Origin of the sequence: Roseimaritima multifibrata, from assembly GCF_007741495.1 — a bacterium.
GTDB classification, from domain to species: Bacteria; Planctomycetota; Planctomycetia; order Pirellulales; family Pirellulaceae; genus Roseimaritima; species Roseimaritima multifibrata.
In genome coordinates, this window is record NZ_CP036262.1 from 2,433,130 (window position 1) to 2,450,763 (window position 17,634).

10 protein-coding genes are annotated in these 17,634 nt (G+C 55.3%); 2 read left to right on the forward strand and 8 right to left on the reverse strand.

All coding sequences use genetic code 11. The annotated features are described in order from the left end of the window. Nucleotides 1–63 precede the first annotated feature (63 nt). Nucleotides 64–1,476 (reverse strand): class I adenylate-forming enzyme family protein, encoded by a 1,413-nt coding sequence (locus FF011L_RS08860; protein WP_218933091.1) that lies wholly within the window; start codon nucleotides 1,474–1,476, stop codon nucleotides 64–66. Between the two features lie 19 nt (nucleotides 1,477–1,495). Then, nucleotides 1,496–2,506: a class II fructose-bisphosphate aldolase gene (fba, locus tag FF011L_RS08865; RefSeq protein WP_145351283.1), complete on the reverse strand. Its 1,011-nt coding sequence runs from the start codon at nucleotides 2,504–2,506 to the stop codon at nucleotides 1,496–1,498. Between the two features lie 1,096 nt (nucleotides 2,507–3,602). On the opposite strand from fba, the gene pckA reads away from it, so the two are divergent. Continuing rightward, entirely contained in the window at nucleotides 3,603–5,192 is a 1,590-nt protein-coding gene (pckA, locus tag FF011L_RS08870; RefSeq protein WP_145351284.1) for a phosphoenolpyruvate carboxykinase (ATP), read from the forward strand. Nucleotides 5,193–5,288: 96 nt separating this feature from the next. Here the strand turns inward: pckA and FF011L_RS08875 are convergent, their stop codons facing one another. From FF011L_RS08875 to FF011L_RS08885, 3 genes are all read right to left on the reverse strand, one after another. Next, nucleotides 5,289–6,521 (reverse strand): polysaccharide biosynthesis/export family protein, encoded by a 1,233-nt coding sequence (locus FF011L_RS08875; protein WP_246109824.1) that lies wholly within the window; start codon nucleotides 6,519–6,521, stop codon nucleotides 5,289–5,291. A gap of 7 nt (nucleotides 6,522–6,528) precedes the next feature. Then, a complete protein-coding gene (locus FF011L_RS08880; protein ID WP_145351286.1) occupies nucleotides 6,529–8,148 on the reverse strand; it encodes a tetratricopeptide repeat protein in 1,620 nt (539 codons plus the stop codon). Between the two features lie 362 nt (nucleotides 8,149–8,510). Further along, nucleotides 8,511–8,996, reverse strand: a complete 486-nt coding sequence (locus tag FF011L_RS08885) for an FHA domain-containing protein (RefSeq protein WP_246109825.1) — start codon at nucleotides 8,994–8,996, stop codon at nucleotides 8,511–8,513. 86 nt (nucleotides 8,997–9,082) lie between these two features. Between FF011L_RS08885 and FF011L_RS08890 the strand changes: the two genes are divergently transcribed. Beyond that, on the forward strand, nucleotides 9,083–10,216 hold the full coding sequence (locus FF011L_RS08890; protein ID WP_145351288.1) for a TIGR01212 family radical SAM protein: 1,134 nt from the start codon (nucleotides 9,083–9,085) through the stop codon (nucleotides 10,214–10,216). A 503-nt stretch (nucleotides 10,217–10,719) separates the two neighbouring features. Here the strand turns inward: FF011L_RS08890 and FF011L_RS08895 are convergent. From FF011L_RS08895 to FF011L_RS08905, 3 genes are all read right to left on the reverse strand, one after another. Further along, a complete protein-coding gene (locus FF011L_RS08895) occupies nucleotides 10,720–11,235 on the reverse strand; it encodes a DUF6702 family protein (RefSeq protein WP_145351290.1) in 516 nt (171 codons plus the stop codon). Between the two features lie 2 nt (nucleotides 11,236–11,237). Beyond that, the gene (locus FF011L_RS08900; protein ID WP_145351292.1) at nucleotides 11,238–16,361 is read right to left on the reverse strand and encodes an Ig-like domain-containing protein; all 5,124 of its coding nucleotides are present in this window, start codon (nucleotides 16,359–16,361) and stop codon (nucleotides 11,238–11,240) included. A gap of 342 nt (nucleotides 16,362–16,703) precedes the next feature. Beyond that, nucleotides 16,704–17,492: an SDR family NAD(P)-dependent oxidoreductase gene (locus FF011L_RS08905; protein ID WP_145351294.1), complete on the reverse strand. Its 789-nt coding sequence runs from the start codon at nucleotides 17,490–17,492 to the stop codon at nucleotides 16,704–16,706. Nucleotides 17,493–17,634 lie beyond the last annotated feature (142 nt).

Genomic DNA, 17,634 nt, shown 5'->3' on the forward strand with positions numbered 1-17,634 from the left:
GCGTCCCCGCTTGATTTCTTCTGTTGGCAGGTTCAGAGATGCGCTGTCGTTTGAAGACGCCCGTTATTCGCCATACCTGGGGCCGACGATCTGACGGCGTGGAGTTCCTTTGGTGGTGACCTCGTCCGTTTCAAACGGTCCGTAGCGAATGACCCAGCGTCGCGGCCGTTTCCATTTTTCCAGCAGCGCGACGCTTGCGTCTAGCGTTCGCTGCAGAGTTTCGGGAGATCGGGTGGAGCGTTGGCATTCGACGATCCCCACCAAATCTCCTTTTCGGTCATGCCACAGAACGGCATGGCGGACATCTGCAAGTTGGCATACGAGCGATTCGATTTCGGTCGGTTGGATTTTTTTCCCGTTCGCCAGCACGATCGTATCGTCTGCTCTGCCAAGAATCGTGACGATCCCGTCATCAGCGATCGAGGCAAGGTCTCCTGTTTGCAGCCAGTCCTGCTGCATGCAGGCTTTCGTGCTGGCCGGATCGTCAAGGTAGCCTGTCATCAGTCCCGGTCCACGGACTTCTAGGCGTCCCTCGGGATCCAATCGAATTTGAGTGAAAGGGATCGGCCCGCCAACCGTACCAGGACGACCTTTGGAGGGCGTTCCGGAGCAGACGACGGGGCCCGCTTCGGTCAGTCCATAGCCATGAATGACAGTGATTCCTGCCTCTTGAAGCGCAGAGTAGTCCTGTCGTGAGAGCGGAGCACCGCCGCAGCCAAGCATCCTTAGACGCTCCAGGCCAAGCTGTTGTATGCTTGTCGGAAGGTCGTTTTCTGAAGCTTTTTCAAGGATGCGACTTGCGATACTTGGGACCACGTTTAATAGGGTCGGGCGAATTTTTAAGGCCTCTGATCGCAGTCCTTCCCAGCCTAGTGATACGGCTAACTGGCCACCGCTGATCAGCCATGTGCCCAGTTCGCAGGTCCTGGCGTAGGCGTGCCAAAGCGGAAGGATCGTCAACCGACAGTCCGATTCACTTTGCGGGGCGGCCGACAGTTTGCCAGCTGCATTGGCGGCCAAGGCCTGCCAGGACAGGACGACGGCTCGAGGGGAAGCGGACGTTCCGCTGGTCCAAAGAATCAGAGATTCCGAAGCCGGGGATGGTTCGTTAAAGCAACGATTGGGCTTTGCCGAACCGTTTCTCGCCCGTTCGAAAAACCTCTGCATGTCGACCGTGGTCAGGTGCAGGGTGGCGCCGGTTTGGGCGAGGATCGTCGGCAGCGGCTTGGGAGGTTTGCCGGGGCCAAGGGGCACTTCGCATAATCCAGCGTTCTGAATTGCAAGGGTGCCGATGACCGCAAGAAAATGGTTGTCGAACTGAGTGACAACGCGGCCATGAGGTGAAAGGTCTAGGAGGCGATTGGTAATCTCGTTTGTCAGAGAACGCAGTTCGCTCCAGTTGATCCATTGGTCCCCCAGCCAAAGAGCAGCGGCGTTGGGCCGCTGCTGGGCATGGGAATGTAGATGCTGGATCAATCGCACAGGGTAGCCTGTACTACAAAGTTGCTTGCAGTTTGGCAGCGTTGCCAGCCTGACCAAAAGCGACCATGCGGGCCATGCAGACCTGCTTCATCGCTTCGCGAGCTGGTTTCAGGTAAGCGCGAGGGTCAAACGCATCGGGGCTTTCGGTCAGTACTTTGCGGATTGCACCGGTGATTGCCATTCGGCAGTCGGTGTCGACGTTGATTTTGCGAACGCCACTCTTGATACCGCGTTGGATTTCTTCGACAGGCACGCCGTAGGTTTGTTTCATCGATCCACCAAACTGGTTGATGATGTCTTGCAGTTCCTGTGGGACGCTGCTGCTGCCGTGCATGACCAGGTGGGTGTTTGGCAATTTTGCATGGATCGCTTCGATGCGTTCCATGTCCAAAACCTTCCCGGTAGGCTTTTTGGTGAACTTGTAAGCTCCGTGGCTGGTGCCGATGGCGACGGCCAACGCATCGACGCCGGTCGCTTCGACAAACTGAGCCGCTTCGTCTGGATCGGTTAGAAGTTGGTCGTGGGTCAACGCGCCAACGGCTCCGTGCCCATCTTCTTGTTCCCCGCCGCCACTTTCTAGCGAGCCTAGGCAGCCCAATTCGCCTTCGACGGAGACGTTTTTGGCGTGGGCCATTTTGACGACTTCGGAAGTGACTTTGACGTTGTATTCAAAGCTGGCGGGTGTCTTTCCGTCGGCTTCCAACGAGCCGTCCATCATGACGCTGGTGAAACCGTTTTCGATAGCCGAGAGGCAGGTTTCCGGGCTGTTGCCATGATCCTGGTGCATGACGATTGGAATGTGCGGGTAAAGTTCAACCGCAGCAAGCATCAGGTGACGCAAGAAAGCGTCTTGCGAATAGGCTCGAGCTCCACGTGAGGCCTGGATGATTACGGGGGAGTCGGTCTCCTCTGCGGCCTCCATAATGGACTGGATTTGCTCCATGTTGTTGACGTTGAAGGCTGCCACGCCGTAATCGTTTTCGGCAGCGTGATCCAGAACGACTCGCAGCGGAACTAAAGCCATAACTCTTTTCCTCTCACAGGGATAATTCAACAGAAATTTTTAGCATCTTTAAGTCGCTGATTATCGCCTTCAGGATTGATCTGGCAAGGCCCAACAGTTCCGCCAAGTTAGCGGTCCCGCATTGGGATTCCCATCACAAATCGCAGCCAACCCGCCAGGAGGCAGCATCGGAGGAGCCTAGCTTCCAGGACTGTTCCTGGCTCAGCATTTTCCATTTCTCATTTTCCACTACTCATTACTCATTAATGGGCAGCTGGTCTGGATACGGAGGAGCCCGCAGTGGAGCCGGCTTGCGTGTGAGAGGAATTGTAAAAGCGAAAATGAGGAATGAAGATTGCAAAATGGCAGTCCCAGCTGGGCATTTTCCATTTCTCATTTTCCATTACTCACTACTCATTATGGGCAGTTGGTCTGGATACGGAGGAGCCCGCAGTGGAGCCGGCTTGCGTGTGAGAGAAATTGTAAAAGCTCAAATGAGAAATGAAGAATGCAAAATGGCAGTCCCAGCTGGGCATTTTCCATTTTTCATTTTCCACTACTCATTACTCATTAGTGGGCAGCTGGTCTGGATACGGAGGAGCCCGCAGTGGAGCCGGCTTGCGTGTGAGAGAAATTGTAAAAGCTCAAATGAGAAATGAAGAATGCAAAATGGCAGTCCCAACTGGGCATTTTCCATTTTCCACTTTCCATTACTCACTACTCATTATTGGGCAGCTGGTCTGGATATGGGGAGCCCGCAGTGGAGCCGGCTTGCGTGTGAGGTAAATTGTAAAAGCTCAAATGAGAAATGAAGATTGCAAAATGGCAGTCCCAGCTGGGCATTTTCCATTTTTCATTACTCAATACTCATTACTCATTCTCACACCCAACGCGAAGAGTCTCCAACCACGCCCCGCGATCAGAAAGCCTTTTCCTCCAACCACTCCGCTGCGCGGATCTCCGCTGCGCGAGTCACTGCTGCGCAGCCTTCCGCGTAGCCGCCCTCCACAAAGTGGATCCCTGGTACGATGCCCGAGGCCAAATCGTTAGGCTGGTAATATATCCGCATCGATTAGCGGAACCTGTTTCTGACTCTTTTCTCCCTGTGAAGAACACGATGAGCCTAAATCCGATTGATTTGTCCCAATACGGTCTTGAAGTTGAAGACATCATCCGCAATGCAACGCCCGCGCGGTTGTACGAATACGCGATCGCAGACGGGGATGCTGTGATCGCCGCTAGTGGCGCTCTAGCGACTAGCAGCGGAGACAAAACAGGCCGGAGCCCGAAGGACAAACGGATCGTCGACGACCAGGCCACCAGTGAAGATATTTGGTGGGGCGATGTCAATATTCGCTTGACCGATCGCTCATTTGCAATCAATCGACAACGAGCGATCGACTATCTAAATACTCGGAAACGACTGTTCGTCTTCGATGGCTACGCGGGGTGGGATCAAACGCATCAGTTGCGAGTTCGGGTGATCGCCGAAAGTGCTTACCATGCGCTTTTCATGAACAATATGTTGATTCGTCCAACGGCCGAGCAGCTGGCGGAATTCAAAGACCCCGATCTCGTGATCCTGAACGCGGGTAGTTTTCCCGCGAATCCGTACACGTCTCAAATGACAAGCAAGACAAGCATTGACTTGAGCTTTGAGCATGGGGAATTGGTGATTCTGGGGACCCAGTATGCAGGTGAAATGAAAAAGGGTGTTTTCACCGTGATGAACTACCTGATGCCGAAGAAAGGTGTGCTTAGCATGCACTGCAGTGCAAACGAAAGTGATACCGGCGAAACCACGTTGTTCTTCGGATTGTCTGGAACAGGTAAGACTACCCTTTCGACCGACCCGCGGCGAAAATTGATCGGTGACGATGAGCACTGTTGGACCGACACCGGTATTTTTAATATCGAAGGTGGCTGTTACGCAAAGGTCATTCACCTGAGCCAAGAGAATGAACCGGAGATCTACCAAGCGATTCGATTTGGGTCTGTATTGGAAAACGTCGTCTACGATATGGGGACTCATGAGGTCAATTATGACGATGCGTCGCTTACGGAAAATACGCGAGTTGCCTACCCGATCGATTTTATCAAGCGTGCGAAGGAACCCTGTGTCGGAGGTCATCCGACAAATATCGTGTTTTTGACGTGTGACGCTTTTGGCGTGTTACCGCCGGTAAGTCAATTGACGCCGGAGCAGGCGATGTACCACTACATCAGCGGTTACACCGCCAAGGTCGCGGGGACAGAAGTCGGCGTGACCGAGCCGGTCGCCACGTTTAGCGCCTGTTTCGGAGCGGCTTTTTTGGTCTGGCATCCATCGAAATACGCTGAACTGTTGGCCGAAAAGATGCGTGAAAACAACTCGCGGGCTTGGCTGGTCAACACGGGCTGGACCGGTGGCGGTGTTGGCATTGGTAAACGAATTCGTTTATCGGCGACACGAGCGATCATCGATGCGATCCATGACGGGACCCTCGGTAACGCTCCGATGCGGACGGAATCGACCTTTGGATTGCAGGTACCCACGGAATGTGCAGGGGTGCCGCAGGATCTGCTGTGGCCACAGAATGCCTGGGGGGATGATGAAGCCTATGCGACGGCTTCGCAGCGATTGGCCGATCTGTTCCAGCAAAACTTCGTCAAGTACGAAGGTGGGGTGACACCTGTTGTGCTGGCGGCGGGGCCGAACAGGTCCTAGGCGAATTCACGAACCAGGCGATTGTGCGTTGTGCCGGGGCGCCCGGTCAATGAACTATCCGGGCTATGAATTAACCGGGCAGAGGCAGCCAGATCACTAGTTGCCTGTGTCGATCTGAAATCCATTGAACGGGACTACTCCGTAGATTCCGTTCGTGAAGACCTGCTGAACAAAGTCGTTGAACACGCGGATCGGAGATTTGGGAACGATCACGACATCTCCATCACGCAGCCAGATTTCGTCGGAAGGGGTGGGCCGTTTGGCGAGAACCGCTCCCTGCAAATCAAGCATCGTTGCGACCAATCGCCAGTCCTCTGCACGTCGGAGGACAACAATCTGACGCATGTTCGCACCTGGTTGGTAGCCCCCTGCCATCGCGATTGCTCCCAGCACGGTTGTCGGCGTTTCGATCTGAAACCGGTTGGATTGGCCGACTTCCCCTAGCACGTAGATAAAGTGAGGTGCTTGTTCGGTCAGTACCGGTTCGATTTCCAAGCCGACAACGATCTGTTCATAAAGCAGATTGATTTCTTGCTTTAGATCGCTGAGCGTCAATCCTTGCACGTGAACCGAACCGACTCCGGGAAGCCGAATATTGCCGTCGGGAGTGACTCGCACATTGACGGCTTGTTGTTGCAACCCGCTTTGGCCGCCAACGGCGTTGCGGATGTCTTCAGCCAGCGTGTTCGTTTTGACGGGCGTCACATCGATCGCCGGTTCGTTGTAGAACTCCTTGTAGCGTTCCTCCAGCACACGACGCAGTTGGTCAACCGTAAGACCGGCGGCATGGATCTGACCCAGCAGGCGGACCGTGATGGTTCCGTCGGGTTGAAGTTGAAGACCAGATTCTAGAGTTCCTCGCGTGAGGTCTTCATTGGAAATCGATTCAATCAAGACTTCGTCGCCGACCGCCAACCGATAGGCTCCTCCGGTTTGACGGCGAGTGATCAGGTAGATCACCTGTAACTGATCATTGGGCCGGAGCCGGTATTCGGCCAGGTGAGCCAGTCGTGGTGGGCCCGCATATTCACCATGTGCAAACGGTTGAAAGTCCATCGGACGCATATCGGTCCAACGCCCCTCGGCTCCGTCGCACGTTTTGCAGTCCACCCCTTGGATGCAGGCTTGGCAGTTGCCCGCTGTCCCGTTGCCGCCGCATGACTGACAGGACGCACACGTGGGGGAGGCTCCCGCGTAGCCTTGTGTCGAGTAACCCTGGGCCCGCACTTCTTGGACGCAGGCAAACACCAACAAGCATGCGGTCAGGCAAGCGATCGAACGGAAGCGTATGGGCAGCCATGATGGATTGGCGTGAGGCATAGGGATCATTTTGGCGTTACTTCCAAAGTTGCGAAACGGCCTGAGCGACACGCCCTACGGCTGACTTGGGTTCGGCGGGAACCACTTGAGGTGCGGGGGTGGGTTCGTTGGACGTCGCGGTTGACCCGGACGAATCCGAGGCCGTACGGTCGGCGCTCGCTGCGGGAATCGCCAGAGTTGGTTGCGGCTGGATTCCTGGAGGCGAAGTCGGAGGCGAGAGGCTGGCGAATTGCTGGGGGGAAAGCGTGATGATCTGTGGGGTTGCCGGAGGCTGAATCGGCAGCCCTTCGATTTGAGCAATACGCTCTCTGGCAGCTTGGATGTTTCCGCTCTGACGAAGCGTTTCCGCTAGGTTCACGCCTGCCGAACGAGTGGGCTGGATCTGAAAACTCTTTTCCAGAGCCCACTGAGCTTCTTCCAATAGGCCTTGTTTCAGCAATTGAAAACCGAGCTCGTTTGCGATCACCGCGTCGTCTGGACGCGCTTGAATGGCGGCCCGCAATAAGCTGATGACCACGGCGTCGGTCAGTGCTGTCGGTTTTTTGTTTTTCCGTTCCACTTCCGCGAGGACGGCCAAGGCTTCGGTGGCAATCGGGTTGGCTTCGGCAACGATTGCAAACTTGGCTCGAGCGAAATCAAGGTACAGGTCGGCGGCTCGGCTGCCGTTTAAATGGCTGGTGGTACAGTCTTTGAGGACCGGAGTCTGGTGGGACTGAACCATCCGCTGCAGCGATGCCTGGCTGACGGGGCCGTATTGCCCACTGAAGTCGTTGGCTTCTTCTAGGGCTTGCTGAGCCTGCTGAAGATTGCGGGCGGACCGAATCTGACCATCCAGCATGTCGTTCGCATCGGCGATCAGCCGAAGGGTTTCCATCGCCGATCGCTTGGCGGTTAAATGCATGCCGCGGCGGAGTTGGAGATGGGCATCGTCCAGCGACTGGATTGCTTGTTCGGCCATTCGGCGTGCCGTCAGGGTCGATACCGCTGGCGTGGGGGCCTGTTCGGAGGGAGTGCGAAGCTTGCTTAGCGTTCGCGTGCTCACTTGACGCGCCAGTGTTTTACGTGACGCTTCCTGAGCCAGTTCGCGTTCGAATTGGCGGTCCTGCTGAACGTTCTGCCAGTTCAGTTGGAAGTTGTTTGGAAGGTGCGAATAGGTGGCGGATGTCTGTGAATCCGAATCAGGCACCATCGGCAGGGTGACCTTTACATCCGGGACGTTTGCCACCTGATTCGCAGCGGCGGAGGCCAGCGACGCAGCGGGGAAATCGTGAACCGTTTGGCCCTTTTGGACTGCCGCTTGCAGCGACGGTGGAACCGGTTGCTGCGAAGCGACCGGGTGCCCGATCGCGACTGTCGCGGTACTCGGTTCCCGAATTAGGGCGGAGGTTGGTTGGCGTCGACCCGTCAACTCGTTCGCTTGCATGGGATTGGGAAGCGATGCCGAGCTGTTCTTTTCGGGTGCAGGTGCCGGAGCGATACGTGTCGGTTTTGCAGGTTCACTACCTGGTTCCCGAATCGCGAGAAACGGACGATCTTCGTTCCCATATACAGACAACGCTGAAAGCGTGCAGCTAGCGAGAGCACATCCCAACAGGACATGCTTCAATCGATAGCGTTTACGTTTAGCATCATCCATGATGGCAAATCGTTAAGTCGACGGATCGGCAAAGTTGGTGATATCCCAATTTTGCACAGGGCTATTTCATTAAATGGGATCGGAAGATCCGGCGTGATGCGCTACTCATAATGCCCGCGCATGCCCTCCCGTGCCGGCCTTGCGGGCGATTAACCGTCTTAGCCGTTACAATCCAGCTGGTTGTTAGGAAACGGCTTGGCGTGCGGCTGCGGAGCTGAGAATCGAAGATCGTGCTGCTTTTCAGTTGCTGCACGCGGCGTCGTTCACGCAAGAAGGGGGACACGGTACGAGCCGGCCAGCGACACTCGGCATACGCTTAGCCGGTGTCGCAAAGATTTCCGATGCCTGCCCTGCGACGTCCTTTAATCGTCCAGGACGTTCCGGTTGGTATTGGGTTTCTGTTCGCTTCGACGGGTTAAACCGGCACGTTCCATCAACGAGCGACGGAGCATTTCTTCTGCATCGTCATCATCCGGGGGAGGCGTTCCGAACGCACCAAGACGCTGCGGATCGTACTCGACCGTATAATCATGTTTCGCGATGGAAAGCCTGCAGCCAGGATCAAGCCTCTTGCGGTAGATCTTTTTGCCGTCGACCTTGGTTCCGTTCCGGCTGTTCAAATCGCGAACGAACCAATAGCCTGCTTCCAACGCAAGGCGGCAGTGTTGGCCAGAAACATTGGAAAACTTCAGCGATATATCGCACGACTCCCGTCGACCAATGACTAACTTTGATTTAAACAAAGGGATCGGGTCTCCGCCGCCACAGGGTACAAGGTCACCCATGTCTTCGCCGGAGTGGGTGGCGTGACTATCGGCCGAGTCGGATGAGTCTGCTGGATTAGGCATGGTGGTTGGCGGGGAAAGAGGTTTGATAAATAGCAGGCAGGACCCTCTATTGTTTTCCTAAACGGGCTGGCTGACAACGGTTTCCTATGAATATTCCCCAAAAAAACGAAGTCCATTCGATGTCGGAAAGTTCAGATGTGAGTATTGGGAAGGATATGTTGCTTGATTGGCAGAAAGAAGGTTTGCCATTTAACGCCTTTGGGGCCTCTTTGAGGCGGCGTTTCGGGGGACGGATTCAGCGTGTTAGCATCGATGCCGGGTTTACCTGTCCAAATGTCGACGGGGCGGTTACCAAAGGAGGCTGCAATTTTTGTGACAATCGATCCTTCAGCCCCAGTCGCCGCGGACGATTGGCGAGCGTCCTTGATCAATTGAATCGAGGAATCGAATCGGTCCGCAGACGGTACGACAAAGTGGCTGGTTTCATTGCTTACCTGCAGCCTGCGACCAATACCTACGGACCGATTGACCAGCTGGAAGAACTGTACCGGGCCTGTTTGGATGTTTCCGACGAAGTGATGGGACTGGCGATTGGTACCCGTCCCGACTGTGTGCCTGATCCGGTCCTCGATTTAATCGATCAGCTGGCCGAGAAACATTATGTGTCGCTTGAATACGGTATGCAGACCATGCATGATGCCGGCTTGGACTGGATGAATCGTGGACATCATCACGCCAGCATGATCGACGCGATGCAGCGGAGTGCAGGACGCGGTTTCGAAACCTGTGCTCACATCATCTTGGGAATCCCGGGTGAAACGCACGCGGACAGGATGGAAACGGCGGTCGAAATCGGCAGGCTTCAGGTTGATGCGGTCAAACTGCATAACTTGTACGCCGTCCGTGATACGCCTTTGGGGGAAGAGGTGCTTTCGGGCAAGGTCGAAATGATGCAGCGCGATGAATACATCGAAACCGTTGTCGATTTTCTGGAACGAATCCCTCGCGATGTGATCGTCGAACGAGTCAGCGGAGACGCTCCGCCCGATTTCCTGATTGCACCTCTCTGGTGTTTGGAAAAATCAGCTTTGCGGTTGGCCATCGAAAAAGAATTCGCACGGCGAGGCACTCAGCAAGGAGATCGATTCGAAGGAGATTCAGCGGCTGCCGCTGCCCGAGCTCTTCGCGCTCCCGCGACGCTGCAGGATCAGACGCCCCCCTCCATCCTGGCCCGCATCGCCAAAGAAAGAACCCTGCCGGTCCTAAAAATGAAAGGGTAGGGTAGGGCGTTATCTGCGGTCGTTTAGGGAGAATCTTTCTTGCCGGAACGGCATCGTTTTTAGCCCGAAGGGCGGCAGATATTTGTCATTGGCGTAAGCCAACGGATGATGGCAAGTGCGTTGGCAAGCCCAGCGGGCGACAGAAGGGAGCAGGTGATTAAACGCGCTTGGCTGCGAAATTTCTGCCGCCCTCCGGGCTTACTTGCTCGGTCTTTTCCGCCTCCGGCGGCTCGCACCGCCGGCAAGTATGTGCCGCCCTCCGGGCTCGCGATTTTTAGCCCGAAGGGCGGCAGATATTTGTCATTGGCGTAAGCCAACGGATGATGGCAAGTGCATTGGCAAGCCCAGCGGGCGGGAGAAGGGAGCAGGTGATTAAACGCGCTTGGCTGCGAAATTTCTGCCGCCCTCCGGGCTATCTTGCTCGGGGTTTTCCGTCCCCGGCAGCTCACGTCGCCGGCAGGTATGTGTCGCCCTCCGGGCTTTCTTGCTGGGGCTTGGGGCGACTAGCGGGATTTCCGAGCGGGAAGCGGCACGTTCTTCACGGGGACCGATGACGTGAAGTGAAGGCTCGGTTTTTCGGCGATGTCTGTGAACGTGAAGCTGCTGATGTGCGTCGGTTCGACCTGCATGAACATCCGGTTTTCGATCTTCAGTGGAGCGTCCCCAGGGGAGGGTTCCCACTCAAAATAGAGCCAGAGGTATTTGCCTCGATCGTCTAATTCGTAACCAACCCAGTGGCGTTTGGCGACAACCGGTTCCTCTTCGCCATCTTCTGTTTGTCGAAACAGTTTTAGATGTTTGTCCAGATATTGCTGAATGTATTTTTCAGCCTTTGCCTTGGGAAGTTGCTCGATGACGATCGGCATCTTCATCGACGCGGAAAGGGCTCGATCGAGATCGCGTGGGTCACATCGAAATGCGACTTCATAGCGATTCGATTGAGCATTCCATTCCACTTCTGCCATGCTCCGGTGGTATGGGTGGAGCAGGCAGCTGAACAACAAGGCAATCGTAAACAAGACTAGTTCCAGACCGTTACAACGTCATCGGCAAGCAAGGCTAGGATATCGTCTTCTTCGTCATCGGATGAAGACGAATCAGCCGTGTAGGTGTTGGCTGCCACGGCGGTGTCGCTGTCCTCTGGTTGTTGCTCCCAGCCGAGAAGGTTCGGGCTGTCAGCATCCACGTCGTTGGTGGAAAGCGATTCAAAGACGGCGTCGCTGGAAGCACTGCTTGGATTCGACTTGGTAACCAACGGAGCGGCTTCGCCGTTTGCGTTGCTGAAGCGAGCTTGTCGGTTGAGGAAGTTGATCACACCCAATGCATCGATTGGCGTGATCGCACTATCACCATTCACGTCGGCGAAGAATTTCCGCACCGAACTACCAAACGATTCGCCTTGAGCTACCGAGCGGCTCATCTGGTTCAGGGTATTGATAACCCCTAGAGCGTCGATCGGAGAAACGTATCCGTCGGCGTTCACGTCGTACGGATTGGATCCGTTCTGGAACGGTGATTCACCTGCTGCGACGGAGATTTCGATCTCTGCCACATCAAACAGGATGCGATCGCGATCGACAGGTCCTGGAGGATCGTAAAGCAGAGTGTCCTGGAATGGCGATGAATCGGCTTCGTCACCAACGATTCGCAAAGTCCCGATCGCATCGGCTTGGAAGAACAGTGTGGCCATCAATTTTGGCTCACCACCAAGCGGGTCTGCACTTCCGCCTGAGTCGATCTGGAAGGCTCCGAATTCGTTAATCAGCCCAGGAGCGGTTAGGTTTCCAACCGCAGCACCCTCATTGAAATCGGAGGAGAATTCAACATCAAAGCCGAAGTCTGAACCGTCGTTGTTGGACGGAGTGACCAGGAGGCGGTCGTATAGGACGTCTAGGTAACCGGCGAATACGCCTAGGTCACCGGCCGAAGCACTACGGAGGTCATCTAGGTAGACTTCTACGCCGAATTCTTGTCCAACCACCAAGCTGTTGACCGGGTTTCCTGCCGTATCAACATACTGGAAGGAGATTCCAACATCGGCTTGGTTGGCGGCGGCACCAATTGCCACTCGTACTTCTGCGGTGCTTCGGAAACCATCTTCGTCGACGATCAGATACGTGAAACGATCAACCCCAACGACTCCAGCATTGGGCCGGTAGATCGCTACGTCATCGCTCGGGTCGTTCGGAGTTCCTGCGGTATCAACAATGCTGACGTTTCCGCGAGTCGGGGCCGTGAGGATCCCGAATTCAATGATGTCTTTCTGTGACCCTTGTGCGTTCAAAGCCAAGACATCGTTTGTCAGAATATCGAGTTCTGCTGCGTTACCTGGGAGGATTGGATTCCCGTTGGAATCGACCGAATCAGGGAATGAGTCGTCGATCGCTCGGGTTTGTGCTCCATTGGGCAAATCGCTGATCTGCAATTCGCCGCTGCCAAGGATGATTCGTTCCACGGGAACGACTGTATCTTCACCAAGCAGAATCACTTCGCTTTGTGGCAAATCTGCTGGGTCTGCTTGGAAGGTTGCGACTCCTGCCGAATCCGCTTTCATGCGAATCGTAAACAGGACGTTCGCGCCGGTCTGGTTAATGTTTGGATCGGTCAAAGCCGAAATCGGCTGAGTCCCACCCACTTCGTTGATGATACCGGGAGTGCCGGCGTCACCTTGCTGGAATACCGATCCTCCGACGTAAAAGGCACCGAAGTCAATGTCGAAAGGAAACCCGTTGGCTCCTCCGTTGAGCGAGGTTACCGAAACCAGTTCATCGGAATACAGCAGGTCAAGGAACGCACTGCCGACCCCTTGGCGAGTGGTGTCCGTCAGTTCGATGTCTTCAACGGATACCTGGACCAGGAAGTAATCTCCCACCGTCACGTTATCGACCGGAGTCCGGTCGACATCGTCTAGGAAGGCAAAACTGAACTCAACGTCGTTGTTTCCGGGAAGCTGCGAAGTGGGCAGCATCTTCAAGGTGACTTGGGCGGTACTGGGATTCCCTGCACCATCGATAATCGTATAGCTGAATTGCTCGGTGCCGTTAAACCCGGTCGAAGGCGTGTAGCGTAATGATTGGCCACCACCAACCAAATCGACTCGTCCGCCTTGATCACCCTGTTCGAAGGAGACGATCGACAGCCCACCATTGATGCTGGAAATGTCGTTGTCCAGAACGCTCAGCGGGAAGTTCACCGAGTTTTCGGGGACGAGGAACGTGTCGTCCAATGCAAAGGGTAAATCGGTTTGGAACGTGACGTTAACGGAAACCACACCTTGGGCTGGGTCACCGTTGCTGTCGCGAATCAGTTCGCCGTCAGGACCTTCGGCGAAGTAGGTAATCGTATCACGGCCAATGAACCCGTTGGGCGGCGTGTAAAGGATGCCCGTTCCATCGGTCGTTTGGATTGCCGTTCCCGTTGTGCTGGACGTGTCCAGACTATTCAACTTGAGGGTAAAGCCGGGGGCCACAAAATCGTTGTCGAGGACGTCAAGAAGGTTCCCCGTGCTGTTCCGGTCAACCCGATAAGTATCGGGCTGCAAAGCGTCGGATGTATTCAGAACGGTGAACAGGTGGTCTTCAACTTCTCCTGCATCGGTAGGACCGAAGGAAGCAACGCCGGCTTCCGCGCTGTAACGGAAGCGGCCGACCACGCTGCCTAGAACCGCGTCAGCGGGAACCGCGATGTCGATTTCGTTAAGACCATTGGCAAGGTTCTGGTCGACGATGACATGTTCGCCCGCGTCATCGAAGCTGCCGTTGCCGTTGAAATCGATCCAAGCCTGCAGGTAACCGGGCTGACCGGTCGTGTTTGTTGCGGTGATCTGCAAAGTGGCTGTGTCATCACGCCCGAATGCCGACGTTGCAATTACGCCATCTTCGTCATCGATGACCGTTCCATTGGCCTGCAGGATGCCAGTCAAGTCGTCTGCGTCCGCATTGGCTGAACGGACGCCGCCATTGGCGTCCAAGTCGACCGATGCACCGAGGAACAGCCCGGCAACCAAGCCGTGGCTGGCAGCATTGACGCCTACCGTCGATGCGACGTCCGCATCGCCGTAGTCACGAGCAGGCTGATTGCCGAAGTCTTGCCCAGAAATCGGCTCTCCGGTGAATTGAACAATGTGTTCGCCCGACGCAGGTGTCGTTTGGATGTATCCAGGGCCCACCACTTCACGGATCGTGTAAGTCCCGGCGGCATCAAAGTCGAAAGAGTAGCTTCCGTCGGCAGCGGTGATGGCTTGGGGTTCACCCGTGTCAGGCCAGTCATCGTTGTCCAGGTCGATATACATAAAGACCCCTTCGATGCCCGGTTCCGTGGCTTCACGGAATCCGTTGCCGTTGATGTCGGCAAACTTAACACCTGTCACATCGGCACGGATCTGTTCCACTCCAAAATTGATCGCAGCCACGGTCCCTGTTGTAGGGATCACGACGCTTTGCGTCGAAGCGGTGGTGATCGCCGAATTCGAGGGGACAACCACGCTGACGGTCGTCGCACCAGGAGCTCCATTGATGGTGTAGGTGCCGTCGGAACCGGAGACTGCACGTGGTTCAAAGGAATCAAATTGGCCGTTTCCGTTGGAATCGACAAAGACGGTGACGCCCGCTAAGCCACTATCGCCAGGTTGCAGTCCGTCTCCGTTAACGTCGCGGAATACGGTACCCGTAACCGAACCACCAACGGTTCCGGTCGATAGGCCAAACGCGATCGCATCGGCGACCCGTTCATACCCGAAGAATCCTTCAGCCGTGCTGAACCGGTCATAAACCGGGAATTCTAGATTCTGGTCGTCTTCGGTGCCAAAGATGCCGTCTGGACCAAGCTCGAAATCAAACGCTTGGACAGGGGCTCCAGGACCGTCGATCATCGATCCAATGTTGTTGTTACCGTCGGTATGGCGGAGACCAAAGGAATGTCCCAATTCATGCGTGACCGTGACCGCAATCGTCTGGGCAACTAGATCAAGCGTGCTTTGGGCGCCGGAAATAGTGATGCCCGCGGTGTAGGGAAGCACTTGATCAAGAGGAGAGTAAACGATTTCTGAAGTGTCGAAGTTCCCGATATCGATCGACTCAGAAATGCCCAGCAGGTCTTCTGTGAAAATGTCCGCATTGGTTCCGCCGACGATCACTCGCGTCACGTTCGCAACGCCAATCGGATCGGCGTGGTCGCGACTGTTGAGAATCGTGATCCCGAACTGACCTGCGATGCCGGTGTTGGCGTAGTCGCCATTACTGCCGTTGACGGGGATTACGTCATTGAAATCCTCATGAACGCGAGCCATGATGCGGTCGATCAGGGCATCTTCGTCACGCTGTAGCAGCCCAAAATTGGTGATGTAATCGTACAAGCTGTCGATCCGGATGGTTCCCGTATTGGGAAGCCCGGTTTCGAGGTCAATCGGATCGATTACCGAACGAGGCCCAACGTAACCGTCAAAATCGACGTACACGATTTGCTTCGTGCCAATCGGTTGGCTTTCCATGTACGGACGATAGGCCCGCATGCCTAACGTATAGACGCCGGTGAAGCCGTTGGGGGCTACACGAACATAGTAGCGGCCGTCTTCTGGAACCACTTGGGCTCCGGCAACCGTTCCGTTTGTCTGCAGTGGGGAACTATCGGGAAGCAGCAGTGGGTCGTGCTGGTTGGAATCCATCGCGAACCAGCGACTGCCGTTCTCGTAGAAAACGTCGATCGAGCCTGCACCACCAATGGTCGCGAGGTCCAGGATGTCGCCAGCTCGCAGATCGACCGCGAAGTAGTCAACGTCTTCGGGCTGTTGAATCGGATTGTTCGTTTGGACCAGCGATAGGGTCCCCGTGACATCCACGATCGGTTCTTGATCCGACATGGTGCCTAGAGGAACTACCTCCGCGCTGAAAATCCCGTTGTTCAGTCCGGTCTGGCCCGACTGCTCCGATTCATTGAATATGAAGGCAGTGACCGAACCGATGTTCCGAGGGTTTTCGGTATCGGTAACGACCGCCGCTGGGTTCACATCACTCGCAACGGGAGTAATGCCGGCTGCCAGCAGCTGGCGCGCTTCGAGACTCTCCATAATCAAGCGTCGCTTGGACACCATGGACTTGCCCGATTTGGTCTGACGACGACTGGCTTTGTTTTTGGCTGACTTCACCATCTAGTCCCTGCTCGATTGAACGGAGCATCGCAAAACGTTGCGATCCAAGTAGGTTTTCGTTTGAACTTCTAAGTCTCAACTCTGTTGCTGCTTAACAGCGAGAATCCGCGACGCCCCTTGTCCGTCAATCCACTCGCTTTAAGTGGTATCGACGAACGAGAATGTAAGGGTTTGTTAAAATGGGGGATTTTAGCCGTATAGATAAGCTGCGGTCCCGATTCTAGTTGCACCCCCTACAGTGTCAACGAAACGCTTTTACTGCGATGCGCTATTCGGGGGCAAAGTTCCCTCTACGACCCGAAAAATCGTTACGTCGCTGGCAAGCGGTTTCACTGACAAGGCTTATTCTAGTTTGCGCCCTTGGACGCGTGCGACAATTCGTGCAGAAATCGTACGAGGCAGGGTTCGCGTCGCAATGGTTCCTACGCGATTGAATAAACCGGGGGTGCAATTCCGCTTTTTCTTGCGGAAAGCCTGGTATCCCGCGGCGGCAACCTGTTTTGCTGGCAGTGAATTGCGGTCAAAGAAACCAAGCGAACCGATCCCGCTGCGGCTAGCAAACTCGGTGCTGACGGGGCCCGGAGCCAGCGACGTGACCGAAATTGGGGTCCCGCGAAGTTCTTCGCGCAATGCGTCAGAAAAAGACTGAACAAATGCCTTGCTGGCGTAGTAAACCGCCATCAATGGGCCCGGTGGGAAGGCTGCCACCGAAGAAACATTTAAAATTCCCCCCCGCTGACGCTCCAACATTTTGGGAAGCAGGCGATGCGTCAGTTCGGTCAACGCCGAAATATTGACCCCGATCATCGCCCGCTGAGTCTCCCATTTCGAATCTTGGAACCGGCCGAGGATGCCAAAACCCGCGTTGTTGACCAGAACATCAACCTCTATTTCTTGTTCGCTAAGCGATTCGCAAAGTTTTTGGGCTCCGTCCGGCTTCGCCAGGTCCATGGCAATCACCGTCGCGTGGGTGCCGTACTGCGATTCCAATTCCTTCGCTAGTTCCTGTAATTTTTCTTCGCGACGTGCGACCAAGACCACTTCAGCCCCATCCTTCGCGAAAAGCCGGGCTAATTCTTCACCGATGCCAGAACTGGCCCCGGTGATCAAGACGCATTCAGTCGCTGGCATGTCGATCGTCGGTTTGTAGATAGGAGTCGTCGTGTGGCGGAGGCTTGTGAGCGCCGTCTTGGCTGACTCTGCCGGAAAAACAGCCGGAAAAACAGAGTGTGTGAAGGCCAATAAACACTGTTATTGGGCCAAACCGTCTACT

Excerpts from the sequence above, each read along its gene's own strand:
- fba (WP_145351283.1), bottom strand. The coding sequence starts at position 2,506 with ATGGCTTTAGTTCCGCTGCGAGTCGTTCTGGATCACGCTGCCGAAAAC.
- pckA (WP_145351284.1), top strand. The coding sequence starts at position 3,603 with ATGAGCCTAAATCCGATTGATTTGTCCCAATACGGTCTTGAAGTTGAA.
- FF011L_RS08875 (WP_246109824.1), bottom strand. The coding sequence starts at position 6,521 with ATGATCCCTATGCCTCACGCCAATCCATCATGGCTGCCCATACGCTTC.
- FF011L_RS08880 (WP_145351286.1), bottom strand. The coding sequence starts at position 8,148 with ATGGATGATGCTAAACGTAAACGCTATCGATTGAAGCATGTCCTGTTG.
- FF011L_RS08885 (WP_246109825.1), bottom strand. The coding sequence starts at position 8,996 with ATGCCTAATCCAGCAGACTCATCCGACTCGGCCGATAGTCACGCCACC.
- FF011L_RS08890 (WP_145351288.1), top strand. The coding sequence starts at position 9,083 with ATGAATATTCCCCAAAAAAACGAAGTCCATTCGATGTCGGAAAGTTCA.
- FF011L_RS08900 (WP_145351292.1), bottom strand. The coding sequence starts at position 16,361 with ATGGTGAAGTCAGCCAAAAACAAAGCCAGTCGTCGTCAGACCAAATCG.
- FF011L_RS08905 (WP_145351294.1), bottom strand. The coding sequence starts at position 17,492 with ATGCCAGCGACTGAATGCGTCTTGATCACCGGGGCCAGTTCTGGCATC.